The organism is Rahnella sp. RcJ3 (assembly GCF_009498575.1).
Classification (GTDB): Bacteria; Pseudomonadota; Gammaproteobacteria; order Enterobacterales; family Enterobacteriaceae; genus Rahnella; species Rahnella aceris.
Genome location: NZ_QSNX01000006.1, coordinates 223,316 through 242,862, shown reverse-complemented (window position 1 = coordinate 242,862; position 19,547 = coordinate 223,316). Strand labels below are relative to the sequence as shown.

General features: G+C 53.3%; 17 protein-coding genes. All 17 read left to right on the top strand.

The window, feature by feature from the left end:
• Nucleotides 1-21 precede the first annotated feature (21 nt).
• The gene (gene cra, locus DXU84_RS10525) at nt 22-1,026 is read left to right on the top strand and encodes a catabolite repressor/activator (protein ID WP_013577019.1); all 1,005 of its coding nucleotides are present in this window, start codon (nt 22-24) and stop codon (nt 1,024-1,026) included.
• A gap of 708 nt (nt 1,027-1,734) precedes the next feature.
• The gene (mraZ, locus tag DXU84_RS10520) at nt 1,735-2,193 is read left to right on the top strand and encodes a division/cell wall cluster transcriptional repressor MraZ (protein WP_013577018.1); all 459 of its coding nucleotides are present in this window, start codon (nt 1,735-1,737) and stop codon (nt 2,191-2,193) included.
• Nucleotides 2,194-2,195: 2 nt separating this feature from the next.
• Nucleotides 2,196-3,137 (top strand): 16S rRNA (cytosine(1402)-N(4))-methyltransferase RsmH, encoded by a 942-nt coding sequence (gene rsmH / locus DXU84_RS10515; protein WP_037033435.1) that lies wholly within the window; start codon nt 2,196-2,198, stop codon nt 3,135-3,137.
• Nucleotides 3,134-3,454, top strand: a complete 321-nt coding sequence (ftsL, locus tag DXU84_RS10510) for a cell division protein FtsL (RefSeq protein ID WP_013577016.1) — start codon at nt 3,134-3,136, stop codon at nt 3,452-3,454. The genes rsmH and ftsL overlap by 4 nt, the downstream gene beginning before the upstream one ends.
• A gap of 27 nt (nt 3,455-3,481) precedes the next feature.
• Entirely contained in the window at nt 3,482-5,245 is a 1,764-nt protein-coding gene (locus DXU84_RS10505; protein WP_013577015.1) for a peptidoglycan glycosyltransferase FtsI, read from the top strand.
• Nucleotides 5,232-6,719 (top strand): UDP-N-acetylmuramoyl-L-alanyl-D-glutamate--2,6-diaminopimelate ligase, encoded by a 1,488-nt coding sequence (gene murE, locus DXU84_RS10500; protein WP_119262107.1) that lies wholly within the window; start codon nt 5,232-5,234, stop codon nt 6,717-6,719. Before DXU84_RS10505 ends, murE begins: the two co-directional genes overlap by 14 nt.
• On the top strand, nt 6,716-8,077 hold the full coding sequence (gene murF / locus DXU84_RS10495) for a UDP-N-acetylmuramoyl-tripeptide--D-alanyl-D-alanine ligase (RefSeq protein WP_119262106.1): 1,362 nt from the start codon (nt 6,716-6,718) through the stop codon (nt 8,075-8,077). Before murE ends, murF begins: the two co-directional genes overlap by 4 nt.
• The gene (mraY, locus tag DXU84_RS10490) at nt 8,071-9,153 is read left to right on the top strand and encodes a phospho-N-acetylmuramoyl-pentapeptide-transferase (protein ID WP_013577012.1); all 1,083 of its coding nucleotides are present in this window, start codon (nt 8,071-8,073) and stop codon (nt 9,151-9,153) included. The genes murF and mraY overlap by 7 nt, the downstream gene beginning before the upstream one ends.
• 2 nt (nt 9,154-9,155) lie before the next feature.
• Complete coding sequence (gene murD / locus DXU84_RS10485) at nt 9,156-10,472, top strand: UDP-N-acetylmuramoyl-L-alanine--D-glutamate ligase (RefSeq protein WP_153375625.1); 1,317 nt, start codon at nt 9,156-9,158, stop codon at nt 10,470-10,472.
• A complete protein-coding gene (gene ftsW, locus DXU84_RS10480) occupies nt 10,472-11,674 on the top strand; it encodes a cell division protein FtsW (protein WP_013577010.1) in 1,203 nt (400 codons plus the stop codon). The genes murD and ftsW overlap by 1 nt, the downstream gene beginning before the upstream one ends.
• Nucleotides 11,671-12,738: an undecaprenyldiphospho-muramoylpentapeptide beta-N-acetylglucosaminyltransferase gene (murG, locus tag DXU84_RS10475; RefSeq protein ID WP_112150991.1), complete on the top strand. Its 1,068-nt coding sequence runs from the start codon at nt 11,671-11,673 to the stop codon at nt 12,736-12,738. Before ftsW ends, murG begins: the two co-directional genes overlap by 4 nt.
• A 78-nt stretch (nt 12,739-12,816) precedes the next feature.
• Nucleotides 12,817-14,292, top strand: a complete 1,476-nt coding sequence (gene murC / locus DXU84_RS10470) for a UDP-N-acetylmuramate--L-alanine ligase (RefSeq protein ID WP_015690468.1) — start codon at nt 12,817-12,819, stop codon at nt 14,290-14,292.
• The gene (locus DXU84_RS10465) at nt 14,285-15,205 is read left to right on the top strand and encodes a D-alanine--D-alanine ligase (protein ID WP_153375623.1); all 921 of its coding nucleotides are present in this window, start codon (nt 14,285-14,287) and stop codon (nt 15,203-15,205) included. The genes murC and DXU84_RS10465 overlap by 8 nt, the downstream gene beginning before the upstream one ends.
• A gap of 1 nt (nt 15,206) precedes the next feature.
• On the top strand, nt 15,207-16,043 hold the full coding sequence (gene ftsQ / locus DXU84_RS10460; protein WP_013577006.1) for a cell division protein FtsQ: 837 nt from the start codon (nt 15,207-15,209) through the stop codon (nt 16,041-16,043).
• Nucleotides 16,040-17,296, top strand: coding sequence for a cell division protein FtsA (gene ftsA, locus DXU84_RS10455; RefSeq protein ID WP_009634688.1), 1,257 nt, complete (start codon nt 16,040-16,042; stop codon nt 17,294-17,296). Before ftsQ ends, ftsA begins: the two co-directional genes overlap by 4 nt.
• 71 nt (nt 17,297-17,367) lie before the next feature.
• Nucleotides 17,368-18,522 carry a cell division protein FtsZ gene (gene ftsZ, locus DXU84_RS10450; RefSeq protein WP_013577005.1) on the top strand — a complete coding sequence of 385 codons (1,155 nt, stop codon included), beginning with the start codon at nt 17,368-17,370 and terminating at the stop codon, nt 18,520-18,522.
• A gap of 99 nt (nt 18,523-18,621) precedes the next feature.
• Entirely contained in the window at nt 18,622-19,539 is a 918-nt protein-coding gene (gene lpxC, locus DXU84_RS10445; protein WP_015690467.1) for a UDP-3-O-acyl-N-acetylglucosamine deacetylase, read from the top strand.
• The last annotated feature ends 8 nt before the right edge of the window (nt 19,540-19,547 follow it).

Sequence of the window (19,547 nt, the reverse complement as noted above, 5' to 3'; positions counted from 1 at the left end):
TCTTTATTAAGGGGTTTCTCAGTGAAGCTGGATGAGATCGCGAGGTTAGCGGGCGTTTCGCGTACAACGGCCAGTTATGTGATTAATGGCAAAGCGAAACAGTATCGTGTCAGCGATAAGACAGTCGAAAAAGTTATGGCTGTCGTGAAGGAACATAACTATCACCCGAATGCGGTGGCAGCGGGTTTACGCGCCGGTCGCACCCGTTCTATTGGCCTGGTGATCCCCGATCTGGAAAATACCAGTTACACCAAAATCGCCAACTTCCTCGAGCGTCAGGCCCGTCAGCGGGGTTATCAACTGCTAATCGCCTGTTCAGAAGATCAGCCTGACAACGAAATGCGCTGCATCGAACATCTGCTGCAACGTCAGGTAGATGCGATCATTATCTCCACGTCATTGCCGCCGGAACATCCTTTCTATCAGCGCTGGGCCAACGATGATTTCCCGATCATTGCGCTTGATCGCGCTCTGGATCCCGAACACTTCATCAGTGTTGTGGGTGCCGATCAGGATGACGCACTGATGCTGGCGCAGGAGTTGCGCACCTTTCCTGCTGAATCGGTATTGTATCTCGGCGCGCTGCCTGAGCTTTCCGTGAGTTTTCTGCGCGAGCAGGGATTCCGCCAGGCATGGGCTGAAGATCCACGCCAGCCGGAATACCTTTATGCCAATGCTTATGATCGTGAATCAGCGGCCATAGTGTTTGCCGAATGGCTAAAAACGCACCCGATGCCGCAGGCGTTATTTACGACGTCATTCCAGCTGTTACAGGGTGTGATGGACGTTACGCTGAAAATGGAAGGGCGTTTACCGGTCAATCTCGCTATTGCCACATTCGGCGATAACGAGCTGCTCGATTTCCTCGAATGCCCGGTTCTGGCCGTGGCGCAGCGTCACCGCGATGTGGCTGAACGTGTACTGGAGCTGGTTCTGGCCTGTCTGGATGAGCCGAAGAAGCCGAAAGCAGGGCTGACCCGTATCCGCCGTAATTTGTTCCGCCGTGGTCGCCTGAGCCGCAAATAAACCCCGGACGGGTATTCACCTGACTGCCCGTCTTTTTCACCGTTGCTGAATCGCGTTAAAACATTCCGGTAATTTGCGTTGCCGTTTCTGATAATCAAAATACGAGAATTCCCATATGACTTTAATGGGCAATTTAGGAGCATTCCCAGACTGCTGAATTATTAACAAATGTTTTTGCTTTCCTTCCGCTGATATAAACCTTCCAATCAATTTCTAAAATACGTTAATGCTCGCCGCAAAAGTGCTGTAGAATTCCCCGCTTAAATTCCAGCGGTGTGAGTTTGCTGCGGTACTGATGGCTTTTAAATCTGCCCGAAGGCTTATGCCATGCGGGTTGGCATGTAAAATGATGTTGATTTAGACGTGACAGCCAGAAAAAAATTGAAAATGATTTTTGTTAAGGCAAAACGGTCAGGAAATGAGAGTTGGATAGCAGAAGAATATAAATAGTTAAATAATGTTCAGTTTGGCTTTTTTTTAAACGAAATTATTAACCCTCCGAAATTTCTTCAACTAATCATGACGTTATTTTCTATACCCCCTCTAAAAAACCTCATCACATTGCGCTAAGCATTTGTGTGGCTGCGTAAATATTGCCAAACCGTCTCCGCTCTGGCTTGACAAGGTTTTAAAACCATCCGTAAACTCTTTTCTGTGGGAATTTGTGGGGGAAAGTGGTGAAAAGGGTCACAGAGGGGTAGAGCGGTCATGTTTCGTGGCGCGACGATGGTTAACCTCGACAGTAAAGGGCGACTTGCCGTACCCACCCGTTATCGGGATTTACTGAGCGAAGAATCGCAAGGTCAAATGGTGTGCACCATAGACCTCCATCACCCATGTCTCCTCCTTTACCCCCTCCCTGAGTGGGAAGTTATCGAACAAAAATTGTCCCGTCTGTCGAGTATGAACCCCATTGAGCGCCGTATTCAGCGCCTTTTACTGGGGCATGCCAGTGAATGTCAGATGGATAACGCCGGGCGTCTGCTGATTGCAACAACATTGCGTCAGCATGCCGGGCTCGCAAAAGAAGTGATGCTGGTTGGGCAGTTCAATAAGTTTGAATTGTGGGATGAACAGACCTGGTATCAACAAGTTAAGGAAGACATCGACGCTGAACAATCGTCTCAGGAGCCACTTTCTGACCGATTACAGGACTTGTCATTATAAGCATGGTTGAAAACTACAAACACACTTCCGTTTTGCTGGATGAAGCCGTTAACGGCCTCAACATTCGACAGGACGGCATTTACATAGACGGAACTTTTGGCCGTGGTGGCCATTCACGTCTGATTCTGTCCCAGCTTGGGCCGGACGGACGCTTGCTGGCGATTGACCGTGATCCACAGGCGATCAAAGCCGCAGAATCTATTGATGATCCGCGTTTCTCTATCGTTCACGGACCTTTTTCTGATCTGGCCGACTATGTGCGGGATCGGGGTCTCGAAGGCAAGATCGACGGCGTACTGCTGGATTTAGGCGTTTCTTCTCCTCAGCTTGATGATCCTGAACGTGGATTCTCATTTATGCGTGACGGGCCTCTGGATATGCGTATGGATCCTACCCGTGGTTATTCAGCAGCTGAATGGCTGATGAAAGCTGAAGCCGAAGATATTGCCTGGGTGTTGAAAACTTTTGGTGAAGAGCGTTTTGCCAAACGCATTGCACGCGCGATCGTTGAGCGTAACCGCGAATTGCCGATGACCCGGACTAAAGAGCTGGCGGATCTGATCGCTAATGCCTCGCCAGTGCGTGAGAAGCACAAGCATCCGGCCACGCGCAGCTTCCAGGCGATCCGTATCTACATCAACAGTGAGCTGGAAGAGATTGAACGTGCGCTGGATGGCGCACTGGAAATTTTGGCACCTGAAGGACGTTTATCCGTGATCAGCTTCCACTCTCTGGAAGACCGGATTGTGAAACGCTTCATCCGTCAGCATAGCCGTGGCGCGCAGGTGCCAGCCGGTATCCCGATGACGGAAGCGCAAATCGCGGAACTTGGCGGACGTTCTCTGAAATCAGTCGGGAAAATGATGCCCTCTGAAGCCGAAGTGGCAGAGAACCCGCGGGCACGCAGTTCTGTTCTGCGTTTTGCTGAGAGAACAACAGCGTGATAGGCAACGAACGCCACGGATTAGTGGGAGTGATCGCCAGCGATATCCTTCGCAACGGCAAGATCCCGTTAATTCTGATGATCGCCGTTTTGGTCAGTGCAATTTTAGTGGTCACTACCGCTCACCGTACGCGTTTGCTGACGGCTCAGCGTGAACAATTAGTCCTGGAAAGGGATGCGCTGGACATTGAATGGCGCAACCTGATCCTTGAAGAGAACGCCCTCGGTGATCACAGCCGGGTAGAACGCATCGCAACGGAGAAATTGCAAATGCAACACGTTGATCCATCTCAAGAAATTATTGTGGTTCAGCCTTAAAATGCGCACGGAGAATACAGGCAGCGAATGAAAGCAACACGCACCGCGAAGTTAAAGCGTCCCGAAAATCAAGCCAGCTTTATCAGCTGGCGTTTTGCGTTGTTGTGCGCTTGTATCCTGCTGGCATTGGTTGGCCTGATGTTGCGTGTGGCGTATCTGCAGGTGATTAATCCGGATAAGCTGGTGAAGGAAGGTGACCTGCGTTCCCTTCGCGTACAAACCATTCCAACCTCCCGTGGCATGATTACCGATCGCTCTGGTCGCCCGCTGGCGGTCAGTGTACCGGTTAATGCCATCTGGGCTGACCCAAAAGAAATTAGCGATCGCGGCGGTATCACCTCCGATACCAAATGGAAAGCGCTGGCCGATGCACTGAATATGCCTCTTGCCCAACTTTCGTCCCGCATTACTGCCAATCCAAATGGGCGCTTCGTGTATCTGGCGCGTCAGGTCAATCCTGCGGTCGGCGAATATATCCGTAAACTCAAACTGCCGGGGATTTCCCTGCGTCAGGAATCCCGCCGCTATTACCCGGCCGGGCAGGTGACGTCGCATGTTATTGGCGTCACCAATATCGACGGCGAAGGTATTGAAGGCGTCGAGAAGAGTTTTGACCGCTGGCTGACCGGTAAACCGGGTGAACGTACCATTCGTAAAGACCGCTTCGGGCGCGTCATCGAGGATATTTCTACTGTAGACAGCCAGGCGGCACACAATCTGGCGCTCAGCATCGATGAGCGTTTGCAGGCGCTGGTTTACCGCGAGCTTAACAACGCCGTGGCATTCAACAAAGCGGAGTCGGGCACTGCGGTGCTGGTCGATGTGCAAACCGGTGAAGTGCTGGCGATGGCTAACAGCCCGTCCTACAACCCGAACAACATGCCGGATACGCCAAAAGACGTGATGCGTAACCGTGCCATCACCGACATCTTCGAACCGGGTTCCACAGTGAAACCGATGGTGGTGATGACGGCATTGAAAAACGGTGTGGTGCGCGAGAACAGCGTACTGAATACTTTGCCGTACCGGATTAACGGTCATGAGATTAAAGATGTGGCCCGTTACGCGGAGCTTTCCGTTACGGGTATCTTGCAGAAGTCGAGTAACGTCGGTGTTTCACGACTGGCGTTATCGATGCCATCCGCTGAGCTGGTAGATACTTACTCGCGATTCGGATTGGGAAAACCGACCAATTTGGGGCTGGTCGGAGAAAGCAGTGGCTTATACCCTAAAAAACAACGGTGGTCTGACATAGAGAGGGCCACCTTCTCTTTCGGCTACGGGCTAATGGTGACACCTCTCCAGCTAGCGCGAGTCTACGCAACAATCGGCAGCATGGGCGTTTATCGCCCATTGTCGATCACACGAGTTGATCCGCCGGTTTCCGGCGAGCGCGTCTTCCCTGAACCGCTGGTACGTACCGTTGTGCATATGATGGAAAGCGTGGCACTGCCTGGCGGCGGTGGCGTGAAAGCGGCAATCAAGGGCTATCGCATTGCGATTAAAACCGGTACCGCAAAAAAAGTCGGCCCGGATGGGAAGTACGTTAACAAATACATTGCCTATACCGCCGGCGTTGCGCCAGCAAGCAATCCAAGATTTGCCCTTGTGGTGGTTATCAACGATCCACAGGCAGGGAAATATTACGGTGGGGCCGTTTCCGCACCGGTGTTTGGCGCCATCATGGGCGGCGTATTGCGCACCATGAACGTTGAACCGGATGCGCTGACTGCCGATGAAAACGCAGACATAGTGAATAATCAAAAAGAGGCTTCAGGTGGCAGATCGTAATTTGCGCGACATCTTAGCGCCCTGGGTGAGTGATGCCCCGGCGGTAGCGCTAAAAGACATGATTCTGGACAGCCGCGTTGCGGCTGCCGGCGATCTGTTTGTCGCGGTTTCAGGCCATACCAGTGACGGGCGTCGTTTTATTCCCCAGGCAATTGCCCAGGGCGTCGCCGCCGTTGTGGCCGAGGCAAAGGGTGAGCAACAGCACGGAACGGTCTGCCAGATGCATGGCGTACCGGTGGTTTATCTTGAGGATCTCAATATTCTGCTGTCAGAGCTGGCGGGACGTTTTTACCAGCAACCGGGCAAAGAATTACGTCTGGTTGGCGTAACTGGCACCAACGGCAAAACCACGACCACGCAACTGCTGGCGCAATGGAGCCAGTTGCTGGGCGAAACCAGTGCCGTGATGGGCACTGTGGGCAATGGCCTGCTGGATAACGTGATACCAGCGGAAAACACCACCGGTTCTGCCGTACAGGTTCAGCACATTCTGGCTGACCTGGTGAAACTGGGTGCAACCTTTGCCGCAATGGAAGTTTCTTCACACGGGCTGGTTCAGCACCGTGTTGCCGCACTGCCGTTTGCCGCTGCCGCATTTACCAACCTGAGCCGTGATCACCTTGATTACCACGGTGATATGCAAAGCTATGAAGATGCCAAATGGCAGCTTTTCGCCTCACATCAGGTCGGTCAAAAAATTATCAATGCTGACGATGAAGTCGGTGCACGCTGGCTGGCGAAAACGCCAAATGCGATTGCGGTCAGCATGGAAGACAAAATTCCGGCAGGCTGGAGTGGCCGCTGGCTGGTGGCACGTAGCGTGAATTATCACGATAACGGTGCCACCGTAAACATCGATTCAAGCTGGGGTGAAGGCAAGCTGGAGAGCCGCCTGATGGGGGCCTTCAACGTCAGCAATCTGCTGGTTGCGCTGGCCACGCTGCTTTCTCTGGATTATCCGCTGGCGCAATTACTGGTGACCGCCTCTCAGCTGCAACCGGTTTGTGGCCGTATGGAAGTTTTCAATGCGCCGGGTAAACCTACGGCGGTGGTTGATTATGCGCACACTCCTGACGCACTGGAAAAAGCGCTGGCGGCAGCGCGGCTACATTGTCGTGGCACGTTGTGGTGCGTTTTTGGTTGCGGTGGAGATCGCGATAAAGGCAAGCGTCCGCTGATGGGCGCTATTGCTGAGCAATACGCTGACCGCGTGATTGTTACCGATGATAATCCTCGCAGCGAAGAGCCTCGCGCTATCGTTGCAGATATCCTTGCCGGTCTGCTTGATGCAGGACGTGTGCAGGAAATCCATGGCCGCGCAGAAGCAGTCACCAGCGCGATCATGCAGGCGAAAGAAGACGACGTTGTGTTGATTGCCGGTAAAGGGCATGAGGATTACCAGCTCGTCGGAAACCAGCGTCTCGACTATTCCGACCGTGTGACGGTTGCACGTTTGCTGGGGGTGATCGCATGATCCGTGTTTCCCTGCAAACGCTGGCTGATGCGCTCAACGCTGAGCTCATCGGCACTGATACTCAAATTGACAGCGTGACGACGGACACCCGTCAGATCACTGAAGGCTGTTTGTTTGTCGCCCTGAAAGGCGAAAAATTCGATGCCCACGACTTTGCCGCTGATGCCGTAAAAGCCGGTTCAGGGGCTTTACTGGTAAGTAAGCGCTTACCGGTAGATGTTCCTCAGTTAGTGGTTGCTGACACCCGTATTGCGCTCGGGCAACTGGGCGGCTGGGTGCGTCAGCAGGTTCCGGCGCGTGTCGTCGGCCTGACCGGTTCTTCCGGCAAGACGTCTGTGAAAGAGATGACCGCGGCGATTTTGCGCGAGTGCGGCAATGTGCTGTATACCGCAGGCAACTTCAATAACGACATTGGCGTTCCTCTGACGTTGCTGCGCTTAACGGCAGAACATGATTTTGCTGTCATCGAAATGGGTGCGAATCATGCGGGTGAAATCGCCTACACCACTGCCCTGGCACGACCTGAAACGGCGCTGGTGAATAACTTGTCCGCCGCACATCTGGAGGGTTTCGGTTCCCTCGCAGGCGTGGCTCGTGCGAAAGGCGAGATTTTCGATGGGCTGCCGGAAAACGGCATTGCCGTGATCAATGCGGATAACAACGATTGGGCGAACTGGCAGCATAAGCTGAACGGTAAAACCGTCTGGCGTTTCTCTCCCACTTTCGGTGAAGGCATCGATTTCAGTGCCACTGATGTCAACATCAGCCCGCTGAATACCACGTTCACTCTGCATTCTCCTCAGGGCAGCATTGATGTCTCGCTGCCGGTTCCGGGTCGTCACAATATCGCTAACGCACTCGCTGCGGCTGCGCTGGCAATGTCTGTCGGTGCATCGCCGGAGAACGTGCGCGCCGGGCTGGCGACGCTGCAATCCGTGAAAGGGCGCTTATTCCCGATCGTTATCAGCGAGGGCAAAACCTTGCTTGATGACAGCTACAACGCGAATGTGGGTTCAATGACCGCTGCCGCACAGGTGCTGGCGGAAATGCCGGGCTACCGCGTGATGGCAGTGGGCGATATGGCTGAACTGGGCGCTGAAAGCGAACATTGCCATCGTCAGGTCGGTGAAGCTATCCGCGACGCCGGTATCGACAAAGTATTCAGCATTGGTCATGACAGCCGCATCATCAGTGATGTCAGCGGGTGTGGTGAACATCTGGAAGATAAGGCAGCCCTGACGGCCCGTTTAACGAGCTTACTGTCTGAACATGCGGTAATTACCGTTTTGATTAAAGGTTCACGTAGTGCCGCAATGGAGCAGGTAGTACGCGCGTTACAGGAGAATGCAACATGTTAGTTTGGCTGGCCGAACATTTGGTCAAATATTATTCCGGCTTCAACGTCTTTTCTTATCTGACGTTTCGCGCCATTGTCAGCCTGCTGACCGCTTTGTTCCTGTCGCTGTGGATTGGGCCTCGCATGATTGCCCGTCTGCAGAAAATGTCTTTCGGCCAGATTGTCCGTAACGACGGCCCGGAATCACATTTCAGTAAACGTGGTACACCAACGATGGGCGGCCTGATGATTCTGGCGTCTATCACGATTTCCGTATTGATGTGGGCCTATCCGTCCAATCCGTACGTGTGGTGTGTGCTGTTCGTATTGCTGGGTTACGGTGTGGTGGGCTTTATCGATGACTATCGCAAAGTCGTGCGTAAAGACACCAAGGGGCTGATCGCCCGCTGGAAATACTTCTGGCAGTCAGTCATTGCGCTGGCCGCCGCTTTCACGATGTATGCCATTGGTAAAGACACGCCAGCGACCGAGCTGGTGGTGCCGTTCTTTAAAGACATCATGCCGCAGCTGGGTTTGATGTACATCCTGCTGAGCTACTTTGTGATTGTCGGTACCAGTAACGCCGTCAATCTGACGGATGGTCTGGACGGGCTGGCGATTATGCCAACGGTTTTCGTCGCGGCGGGCTTTGCGCTGGTGGCATGGGCGACCGGTAACATGAATTTCGCCAGCTACCTGCACATCCCTTATCTGCGTCATGCAGGTGAACTGGTGATCGTGTGTACCGCAATTGTCGGTGCCGGGCTTGGGTTCCTGTGGTTCAACACCTATCCGGCACAAGTTTTCATGGGCGATGTCGGTTCTCTGGCGCTGGGTGGCGCGCTGGGCACTATCGCTGTGCTGCTGCGTCAGGAGTTTTTGCTGGTGATTATGGGCGGTGTGTTTGTTGTCGAAACCCTGTCGGTAATCTTACAAGTTGGGTCCTTTAAGTTACGTGGGCAGCGCATTTTCCGTATGGCGCCTATCCATCATCACTACGAACTTAAAGGCTGGCCGGAACCGCGCGTTATTGTGCGCTTCTGGATTATTTCGCTGATGCTGGTGCTGATTGGCCTGGCGACGCTGAAGGTACGGTAATTATGGCTGACTATCAGGGTAAAAAAGTGGTCATCATCGGGCTGGGTCTTACCGGCCTGTCTTGTGTTGATTTCTTTGTTGCACGTGGCGTCACGCCGCGTGTCATTGATACCCGCGTCAGCCCGCCAGGACTCGATAAACTGGCGGATAACATTGAGTGTCATCTCGGTTCACTCAATGAAGACTGGCTGCTGGACGCTGATTTGATCATTTCAAGTCCGGGTGTTGCGCTGGCAACGCCAGCACTGAGCGCAGCTGCAGAGGCTGGCGTGGAAATCATTGGCGATATCGAATTGTTCTGCCGCGAAACGCAAACCCCAATTGTGGCTATCACCGGTTCGAACGGTAAAAGCACTGTCACCACGCTGGTCGGCGAGATGGCGAAAGCGGCCGGATGGCGCGTGGGCGTGGGCGGCAATATCGGTTTGCCTGTGCTGACCATGCTGGATCACGAATACGATCTGTTTGTGCTTGAGCTTTCCAGCTTCCAGCTTGAAACCACACACAGTCTTCACGCGGCGGCGGCGACCATTCTCAACGTAACTGAAGACCACATGGACCGCTATCCGTTTGGTTTGCAGCAATACCGTGCAGCCAAACTGAAAGTTTATGAGAACGCAGCATTATGCGTCGTCAATGCCGACGATGCGCTGACCATGCCGGTACGTGGCGCGGATAAACGCTGCGTGAGTTTTGGTGTTGATGTGGGTGATTACCATCTGACCCGTCAGCAGGATGATATCTGGTTACGTGTGCGTGGCGAGAAAGTCCTGAATACCCGTGAGATGCCACTGACAGGACGCCATAACTACACCAATGCCCTGGCGGCGCTGGCGCTGGCGGATGCAGTCGGTATTCCTCATGCGTCCAGCCTGAAAGCCCTGACGACCTTTACCGGTCTGGCTCATCGTTTTCAGGTGGCATGGCAACATAACGGCGTTCGCTGGATTAACGACTCTAAAGCGACCAATGTCGGCAGTACCGAAGCCGCATTGAACGGTCTGCACGTCGAAGGCACGCTGCATCTGTTATTAGGCGGGGACGGTAAATCTGCTGATTTCTCGCCACTGACGCGTTATTTGCAGGGCGACAATCTGCGTATTTACTGCTTTGGCCGTGATGGCGCAGAGCTGGCGGATTTGCGCCCTGACGTTTCTTACTTGTTTGAAACGATGGAACAGGCGATGCGTGATATCAGCACGCGTGTGGTTTCCGGCGATATGGTTTTACTGTCGCCAGCCTGCGCCAGCCTGGATCAGTTCCGCAGTTTTGAACAACGCGGCGATATCTTTACCGCGCTGGCGAAGGAGTTGGGTTGATGCGGATACCCGGGCTGAGCCTCGTCGGCAAATTTAATGATTGGGTGATGGGCGCCAAAGAAAGCGAGTCCGTCACACTGGTGTTGTATGACCGGACTTTGCTGTGGCTGACCTTCGGGCTGGCTATCGTCGGCTTCGTGATGGTGACATCAGCGTCGATGCCGATTGGTCAGCGTCTGGCAGACGATCCGTTTTTGTTTGCTAAACGTGATGCTATTTATCTCGGTCTGGCCTTTGGTTTATCACTGGTGACATTGCGTGTGCCGATGGCGGTCTGGCAGAAGTACAGCAATGTCCTGCTGCTGCTGTCGGTCATCATGTTGCTGGTGGTGCTGGTGGTGGGCAGCTCGGTTAACGGGGCATCTCGCTGGATTTCTCTCGGGCCGCTGCGTATTCAGCCGGCAGAGTTCTCCAAGTTGTCACTGTTCTGCTACCTCGCCAGCTATCTGGTGCGAAAAGTGGATGAAGTGCGCAGTAACTTTTGGGGCTTCTGCAAACCGATGGGTGTGATGGTCGTGCTGGCAGTATTGCTGTTGGCTCAGCCGGACCTTGGTACGGTGGTTGTACTGTTCATCACCACGCTGGCGATGTTATTCCTGGCAGGGGCAAAAATGTGGCAGTTCCTGGCCATTATCGGTTCGGGCGTATTCGCAGTGGTACTGCTGGTTCTTGCCGAGCCATACCGTATGCGCCGTGTGACATCGTTCTGGAATCCGTGGGCGGATCCGTTTGGTAGTGGCTACCAGTTAACTCAGTCACTGATGGCATTTGGTCGTGGCGAATTCTGGGGACAAGGTTTAGGTAATTCAGTCCAGAAACTGGAGTATTTACCTGAAGCACACACCGACTTTATCTTCTCCATTTTAGGCGAGGAATTGGGGTATTTCGGTGTGGTTCTCGCCCTGTTAATGGTATTCTTCGTCGCTTTTCGCGCCATGTCCATCGGGCGTCGCGCGTTAGAGACCGACCAGCGTTTTTCAGGGTTTTTAGCCTGTTCAATTGGCGTGTGGTTTAGCTTCCAGGCGTTGGTTAACGTCGGGGCTGCGGCGGGCATGTTGCCAACTAAAGGCCTGACATTGCCGCTCATCAGTTACGGTGGGTCGAGCCTGTTAATTATGTCGACGGCAATCGTGTTATTGCTGCGAGTGGATTTTGAAACGCGGCTGGCAAAAGCCCAGGCGTTTGTAAGGAGTGCCCGATGAGTGGCAATACCCGGCGTTTAATGGTGATGGCAGGTGGTACCGGGGGACATGTTTTCCCGGGACTGGCAGTAGCCCATCATCTTATCGCGCAAGGTTGGGAAGTTCGCTGGCTGGGTACAGCAGACCGAATGGAAGCGGATTTGGTTCCAAAACATGGTATCGAGATTGATTTCATTAAAATTGCCGGATTGCGTGGGAAAGGTCTTAAAGCGCAACTAACGGCACCGGTTCGCATATATCATGCGTGGCGTCAGGCGAAGGCCATCATGAAGCGCTTCCAGCCTGATGTGGTATTGGGCATGGGCGGATATGTGTCCGGTCCCGGAGGCCTGGCTGCCTGGTCACTGGGTATTCCGGTGGTGTTACACGAACAAAATGGCATTGCCGGCATGACCAATAAAGGGTTGTCGCACATTGCCAAAAAAGTATTGCAGGCGTTTCCGGGGGCATTTCCAAATGCTGACGTTGTTGGCAATCCGGTGCGTACTGACGTGCTGGCGCTGGAATTACCGGCAACCCGACTGGCCGGCCGCGAAGGTCCAATCCGCGTATTAGTGATTGGTGGCAGTCAGGGCGCGCGAGTCCTTAATCAGAGCATGCCGGAAGTGGCAGCGCTGATGGGCGATAAGATTACGTTGTGGCACCAGGTCGGTAAAGGTGCTCTGGCGTCAGTGAATCAGGCTTATGAAAAAGCCGGTCAGACGCAGCATAAAGTGACCGAATTCATTGATGACATGGCAGAGGCTTATGCCTGGGCCGATGTGGTGGTTTGCCGCTCCGGTGCGTTAACGGTCAGTGAAATTGCCGCCGCAGGTTTACCCGCGATTTTTGTGCCTTTCCAGCATAAAGACCGTCAACAGTACTGGAATGCGCTGCCGCTGGAAAAAGCCGGTGCCGCGAAGATTATCGAACAGAAAGATTTTAGTGCCGCCGCCGTCGCTGATCTGATGGCCGGATGGGACAGAACCCATCTGATGGAAATGGCGATGGCAGCACGTGCCGCCGCCATCCCCGATGCGACAGCGCGTGTAGCCGCTGAAGTGGTTGCCGCAAGCAAAAAATGAAAATGAACGGGCCACGCAGTGTGGGGTCCCAGCCGTAAGAAACGGATTAATCAGTAACCTGAAATAGTGAATAAAAACGTGAATACACAACAATTGGCGAAACTGCGTACCTTCGTGCCCGAGATGCATCGTGTCCGGCACATTCACTTTGTTGGCATCGGTGGTGCCGGCATGGGTGGTATCGCCGAAGTGTTGGCCAATGAAGGCTATCAGATCAGCGGTTCTGATTTAGCACCTAACGCGGTGACTCAGCAACTGACCGCGCTGGGCGCGACGATTTATTTCAATCACCGCCCGGAGAACGTGCTGGATGCCAGTGTGGTGGTAGTTTCCACCGCTATTTCATCCGATAACCCGGAAATTGTTGCGGCGCGTGAAGCCCGTATTCCGGTGATCCGCCGTGCAGAAATGCTCGCTGAACTGATGCGTTTTCGCCACGGTATTGCCGTGGCAGGTACGCACGGTAAAACAACGACCACGGCGATGGTGACCAGTATTTATGCCGAGGCCGGACTAGACCCGACCTTTGTAAACGGTGGACTGGTGAAAGCGGCAGGTACGCATGCGCGTCTGGGGTCAAGCCGCTTTCTGATCGCTGAAGCAGACGAAAGCGACGCGTCTTTCCTGCATCTGCAACCGATGGTGGCCATCGTGACCAACATTGAAGCGGATCACATGGACACGTATCAGGGTGACTTTGAAATCCTGAAGCAGACGTTCATCAATTTCCTGCACAACCTGCCGTTCTACGGGCGCGCAGTGATGTGTATTGATGATCCGGTTATCCGTGAGCTGATCCCACGCGTAGGACGTCATATGACGACGTACGGTTTCAGCGAAGACGCCGATGTGATTATCGAAAATTACCGTCAGGTGGGCGCGCAAGGTCACTTTACGCTGCGCCGTCAGGACTTGCCGCTGATAAGCGTTACGCTCAATGCGCCGGGTCGTCACAATGCGCTGAACGCCGCGGCCGCAGTTGCCGTCGCGACGGACGAAAATATCAGCGACGATGCTATTTTGCGCGCGCTGGCAGGTTTTCAGGGTACCGGCCGTCGTTTCGATTTTCTGGGCGAATACGCGCTGGAAAATGTGAACGGTAAAACAGGTAGCGCGATGCTGGTCGATGACTACGGCCACCATCCGACAGAAGTGGATGCGACGATCAAAGCCGCGCGTGCGGGCTGGGCAAACAAGCGCCTGGTGATGATCTTCCAGCCGCACCGTTATACCCGTACTCGCGATCTGTACGACGATTTCGCAAATGTGCTTTCGCAGGTTGATGTGCTGATCATGCTGGATGTGTATCCGGCCGGTGAAGCGCCGATCCCTGGCGCAGACAGCCGCTCGTTGTGCCGCACTATTCGCGCACGCGGCAAGCTTGATCCGATTTTGGTTTCTGATATTGAGGCGGTGCCGGAAAGTCTGGCGCAAATCCTCGAAGGCGACGATTTAGTTCTGGTTCAGGGCGCCGGTAATGTCGGCAGAGTGGCCCGTAAATTGGCAGATCAAAAGCTGCAACCAGTAAAGAAAGGTGAAGAACATCATGTCTGAGAAAGTAGCGGTATTGTTGGGTGGTACTTCCGCAGAACGCGATGTGTCATTACAGTCAGGCGCCGCAGTGCTGGCTGGTTTACGCGAATCCGGTGTTGATGCCCACGGCATCGATACCAAAACGTTTAATGTGGCGCTTCTCAAAGAAGAAGGGTACAGCAAAGTCTTTATCGCACTTCACGGTCGCGGTGGCGAAGATGGAACGTTGCAGGGGTTGCTGGAGCAAATCGGTTTGCCTTATACCGGCAGCGGCGTGATGGCGTCGGCGCTCACTATGGACAAGTTCCGCACCAAACTGGTGTGGCAGGCTTTAGGGTTACCGGTCACGCCGTTTGTCGCACTGCATCGTTCACAAATTGAGGAAGCAGGGCAGGGCGCTCTGGCGGCAAAAATCGCTGAATTAGGCCTGCCGGTGATCGTCAAACCAAGCCGTGAAGGTTCCAGCGTCGGGATGAGCAAAGTGACAACGGAAAAAGAGTTGTTACCCGCCCTGCAGGAAGGCTTCAGGCATGACGATAACGTACTGATCGAAAAATGGCTGAGTGGCCCGGAATATACCGTGGCTATCGTGGGCAACCAGGTGATGCCCTCGATTCGCATCCAGCCAGCCGGTACGTTTTATGACTATCAGGCAAAATATCTGTCTGATGAAACACAATATTTTTGCCCGAGCGGTTTAAGCGAAGCGCAGGAGCAGCAGTTGACTTCACTGGCTTTGCAGGCTTATCAGGCGCTCGATTGCAGTGGCTGGGGACGTGTCGACGTCATGCAGGGCGGTGACGGCAACTTCAACTTACTGGAAGTGAATACGTCGCCGGGAATGACCAGCCACAGTCTGGTGCCGATGGCGGCTAAACACGCCGGGTTGAGTTTCCCGCAACTCGTTTTCCGTATTCTGGAACTGGCAGACTGATATGTCTCAAGCCGCCCTGAATACCCGAGAGCGTGAGACGGCCGAGAGCAACGGCCGTCGCAGTAACGGTGGCCAGCTGGCAGGGATCGTGTTTCTGCTGTTGGTGGTAGGAACGATTTTATGGAGTGCGTGGGCCGTTGTCGGCTGGATGCAGGATGCAAACCGATTGCCGTTGTCCCAGTTAGTTGTCACCGGGGAGCGGCATTACACGACCAACGATGATATTCGTCAGGCGATTCTGTCCTTAGGGGCACCGGGAACGTTCATGACGCAGGATGTGAACGTCATTCAGCAGCAGATTGAGCGTTTACCCTGGATAAAACAGGTCAGCGTACGTAAGCAATGGCCGAATGAACTGAAGATACATCTCGTGGAGTATGTGCCGGTCGCACACTGGAATGATCTGCATATGGTTGATGCCGATGGCAAATCTTTCAGCATACCCGCCGAGCGTGTGGTCAAACAAAAAATGCCGTTGCTTTACGGTCCGGAAGGCAGCGAACAGGATGTTTTGCAGGGCTTTCAAACGATGAGTCAGGCGCTGGCCGCCGGCAAGTTCACGTTGAAAGCAGTGGCAATGAGTGCACGTCACTCGTGGCAGTTAACTCTGGATAATGACGTCCGGCTGGAATTGGGGAGAGATGACCGGATGGGGCGTTTACAACGTTTTATCGAGCTTTACCCGCGATTCCAGCAACAGGCTGAAGCCGATAAAAAACGCATCACTTATGTCGATTTACGTTATGACAGCGGTGCGTCAGTAGGTTGGGCACCAGAGTTTATTGACCAGCAAAACAGTAATCAGCAACAGAATCAGGCACAGGCTAAACAACAATGATCAAGTCGACGGACAGAAAACTGGTAGTTGGGCTGGAGATCGGTACGGCAAAGGTCGCCGCATTGGTGGGGGAAGTTCTGCCCGATGGCATGGTCAATATTATTGGCGTGGGCAGTTGCCCATCCCGTGGCATGGACAAGGGTGGCGTGAATGACCTGGAATCGGTGGTGAAATGCGTACAGCGCGCCATCGATCAGGCTGAATTGATGGCGGATTGCCAAATTTCCTCTGTTTACCTTGCTTTGTCTGGTAAACATATCAGTTGTCAGAATGAAATAGGGATGGTTCCTATTTCAGAAGAGGAAGTCACGCAGGAAGATGTAGAGAACGTGGTGCATACCGCTAAGTCGGTACGCGTACGTGATGAGCATCGGGTTCTGCATGTGATCCCTCAGGAATATGCCATTGATTATCAGGAAGGGATTAAAAACCCGGTCGGACTTTCCGGCGTGCGTATGCAGGCTAAAGTTCACCTGATTACCTGCCATAACGATATGGCGAAGAACATTGTGAAAGCGGTAGAACGCTGTGGCTTAAAAGTCGACCAGCTTATTTTTGCCGGTCTGGCAGCCAGTTATGCCGTTCTGACGGAAGATGAACGTGAATTAGGTGTTTGTGTCGTTGATATTGGTGGTGGAACCATGGATATCGCGGTTTATACCGGCGGCGCACTACGTCATACTAAGGTAATCCCTTATGCAGGGAATGTGGTCACCAGCGACATCGCTTATGCGTTTGGAACGCCACCGACCGATGCCGAAGCGATCAAGGTTCGCCACGGTTGTGCATTAGGTTCAATTGTCGGCAAAGACGAAAACGTCGAAGTGCCGAGCGTCGGTGGGCGTCCACCACGCAGTCTGCAGCGTCAGACACTGGCTGAAGTTATCGAGCCTCGTTACACAGAATTGCTGAATTTAGTGAACGATGAAATTTTGCAATTGCAGGAGCAGTTACGTCAGCAAGGCGTAAAACATCATCTGGCCGCCGGCATTGTTCTGACAGGCGGTGCAGCACAAATTGATGGTCTGGCAGCTTGTGCGCAGCGGGTATTCCATACCCAGGTGCGTATCGGGCAACCCCTGAACATCACCGGGCTGACGGATTATGCGCAGGAACCTTACTACTCAACGGCTGTAGGGCTGCTGCACTACGGGAAGGAGTCTCACCTGAGCGGTGAGGCCGAAGTAGAAAAACGTGCCTCAGTGGGCAACTGGTTCAAACGAATCAACAGCTGGCTGAGAAAAGAGTTCTAATGTTTTAACAACGGGATCATGCTGTTAAGGTTTTTGATCCCGACGCGACAGGCACAAAACGGAGAGAAACTATGTTTGAACCTATGGAACTGACCAATGACGCGGTGATTAAAGTCATCGGCGTCGGTGGTGGCGGCGGTAATGCTGTCGAACACATGGTGCGTGAGCGCATCGAAGGTGTTGAATTCTTTGCCGTTAACACAGACGCTCAGGCGTTACGTAAAACGGCAGTAGGCCAGACGATTCAGATCGGTAGCGGTATTACCAAAGGTCTGGGAGCTGGTGCGAACCCGGAAGTGGGTCGCAATTCTGCAGAAGAAGATCGTGAAGCCCTGCGCGCTGCGCTTGAAGGTGCTGACATGGTCTTTATCGCAGCGGGCATGGGTGGCGGTACCGGGACCGGTGCAGCGCCAGTGGTTGCTGAAGTAGCAAAAGATTTAGGTATTCTGACCGTTGCTGTTGTGACTAAGCCTTTCAACTTCGAAGGCAAAAAGCGCATGGCATTCGCGGAGCAGGGTATTGCTGAATTGTCCAAACATGTGGACTCCCTGATCACTATCCCGAACGACAAGCTTTTAAAAGTTCTGGGCCGTGGTATCTCTCTGCTGGACGCCTTCGGTGCGGCCAACGACGTGCTGAAAGGTGCGGTGCAGGGTATCGCTGAACTGATCACCCGTCCAGGTCTGATGAACGTCGACTTCGCTGACGTGCGCACAGTTATGTCCGAAATGGGTTATGCCATGATGGGCTCCGGTGTGGCATGTGGCGAAGACCGTGCTGAAGAAGCCGCTGAAATGGCGATTTCCAGCCCGCTGCTGGAAGACATCGATTTGTCCGGCGCGCGCGGCGTTCTGGTCAACATTACTGCGGGCTTCGACCTGCGTCTGGATGAGTTCGAAACCGTGGGTAACACCATTCGTGCTTTCGCATCAGACAACGCAACCGTCGTTATCGGTACGTCTCTTGATCCGGAAATGAACGACGAATTGCGTGTGACCGTTGTTGCAACGGGTATCGGCATGGACAAACGTCCTGAGATCACTCTGGTGACCAACAAACCGGCCAGCCAGCCAGTCATGGATCATCGTTACCAGCAGCACGGGATGTCTCCGTTGCCGCAGGAAACGAAACCCGCGGCGAAAGTGGTGAATGATCAAAGCGCGCAATCTAATAAAGAGCCCGACTATCTGGACATCCCGGCCTTCCTGCGTAAGCAGGCAGACTAGTCCGAATTGTAGGATCTCCGCTCTTTGTGCTAAACTGTCCCGCCGACCTTAAGGTATGCTTAGGTCGGTTGGATGGATAAACATTGCGAGATAAAAACGATGATCAAACAACGTACATTAAAACGTATCGTTCAGGCGACGGGCGTCGGTTTGCATACCGGCAAGAAAGTCACCCTGACTCTGCGTCCTGCACCGGCAAATACCGGGGTCATCTATCGTCGCACTGACTTGAATCCACCGGTTGATTTCCCGGCAGATGCAAAATCCGTGCGTGATACCATGCTCTGTACTTGCCTGGTTAATGAGCATGACGTACGTATTTCTACGGTAGAGCACCTTAATGCGGCATTAGCTGGCCTGGGCATCGATAATATCGTTATCGAAGTCGATGCGCCTGAAGTGCCGATTATGGACGGCAGTGCTGCACCTTTCGTCTATCTGTTGATGGATGCAGGGATTGAAGAGCTGAACAGCGCGAAGAAATTCTTGCGCATCAAAGATACCGTGCGTGTTGAAGACGGTGATAAGTGGGCTGAGTTCAAACCATTTAATGGTTTCTCTCTGGACTTCACTATCGACTTCAATCACCCGGCGATTGATTCCAGCTCACAGCGCTACAAAATGAACTTCTCCGCAGAAGCATTTGTTCGCCAAATCAGCCGCGCACGTACTTTTGGTTTTATGCGTGATATCGAGTACCTGCAGTCACGCGGTTTGTGCCTGGGTGGCAGCTTTGATTGCGCAATTGTTGTGGATGATTATCGCGTGCTTAACGAAGATGGCTTGCGTTTTGAAGATGAATTCGTTCGTCACAAAATGCTGGATGCTATCGGTGACTTGTTCATGTGTGGCCATAACATCATTGGTGCGTTTACCGCATACAAATCGGGTCACGCGTTGAACAACAAGTTATTGCAAGCGGTACTGGCTAAGCAGGAAGCCTGGGAATTAGTCACATTCCAGGATGAAGCTGAAATGCCACTGGCTTTTAAAGCACCGTCTACAGTATTGGCGTAATCGGTACT

Bases quoted from the DNA above. Each gene is read 5' to 3' on its own strand.
- mraZ (WP_013577018.1), top strand. From the start codon at position 1,735: ATGTTTCGTGGCGCGACGATGGTTAACCTCGACAGTAAAGGGCGACTT.
- rsmH (WP_037033435.1), top strand. From the start codon at position 2,196: ATGGTTGAAAACTACAAACACACTTCCGTTTTGCTGGATGAAGCCGTT.
- murF (WP_119262106.1), top strand. From the start codon at position 6,716: ATGATCCGTGTTTCCCTGCAAACGCTGGCTGATGCGCTCAACGCTGAG.
- DXU84_RS10505 (WP_013577015.1), top strand. From the start codon at position 3,482: ATGAAAGCAACACGCACCGCGAAGTTAAAGCGTCCCGAAAATCAAGCC.
- lpxC (WP_015690467.1), top strand. From the start codon at position 18,622: ATGATCAAACAACGTACATTAAAACGTATCGTTCAGGCGACGGGCGTC.
- mraY (WP_013577012.1), top strand. From the start codon at position 8,071: ATGTTAGTTTGGCTGGCCGAACATTTGGTCAAATATTATTCCGGCTTC.
- ftsQ (WP_013577006.1), top strand. From the start codon at position 15,207: ATGTCTCAAGCCGCCCTGAATACCCGAGAGCGTGAGACGGCCGAGAGC.
- ftsZ (WP_013577005.1), top strand. From the start codon at position 17,368: ATGTTTGAACCTATGGAACTGACCAATGACGCGGTGATTAAAGTCATC.
- murD (WP_153375625.1), top strand. From the start codon at position 9,156: ATGGCTGACTATCAGGGTAAAAAAGTGGTCATCATCGGGCTGGGTCTT.
- ftsW (WP_013577010.1), top strand. From the start codon at position 10,472: ATGCGGATACCCGGGCTGAGCCTCGTCGGCAAATTTAATGATTGGGTG.
- DXU84_RS10465 (WP_153375623.1), top strand. From the start codon at position 14,285: ATGTCTGAGAAAGTAGCGGTATTGTTGGGTGGTACTTCCGCAGAACGC.
- ftsA (WP_009634688.1), top strand. From the start codon at position 16,040: ATGATCAAGTCGACGGACAGAAAACTGGTAGTTGGGCTGGAGATCGGT.
- murG (WP_112150991.1), top strand. From the start codon at position 11,671: ATGAGTGGCAATACCCGGCGTTTAATGGTGATGGCAGGTGGTACCGGG.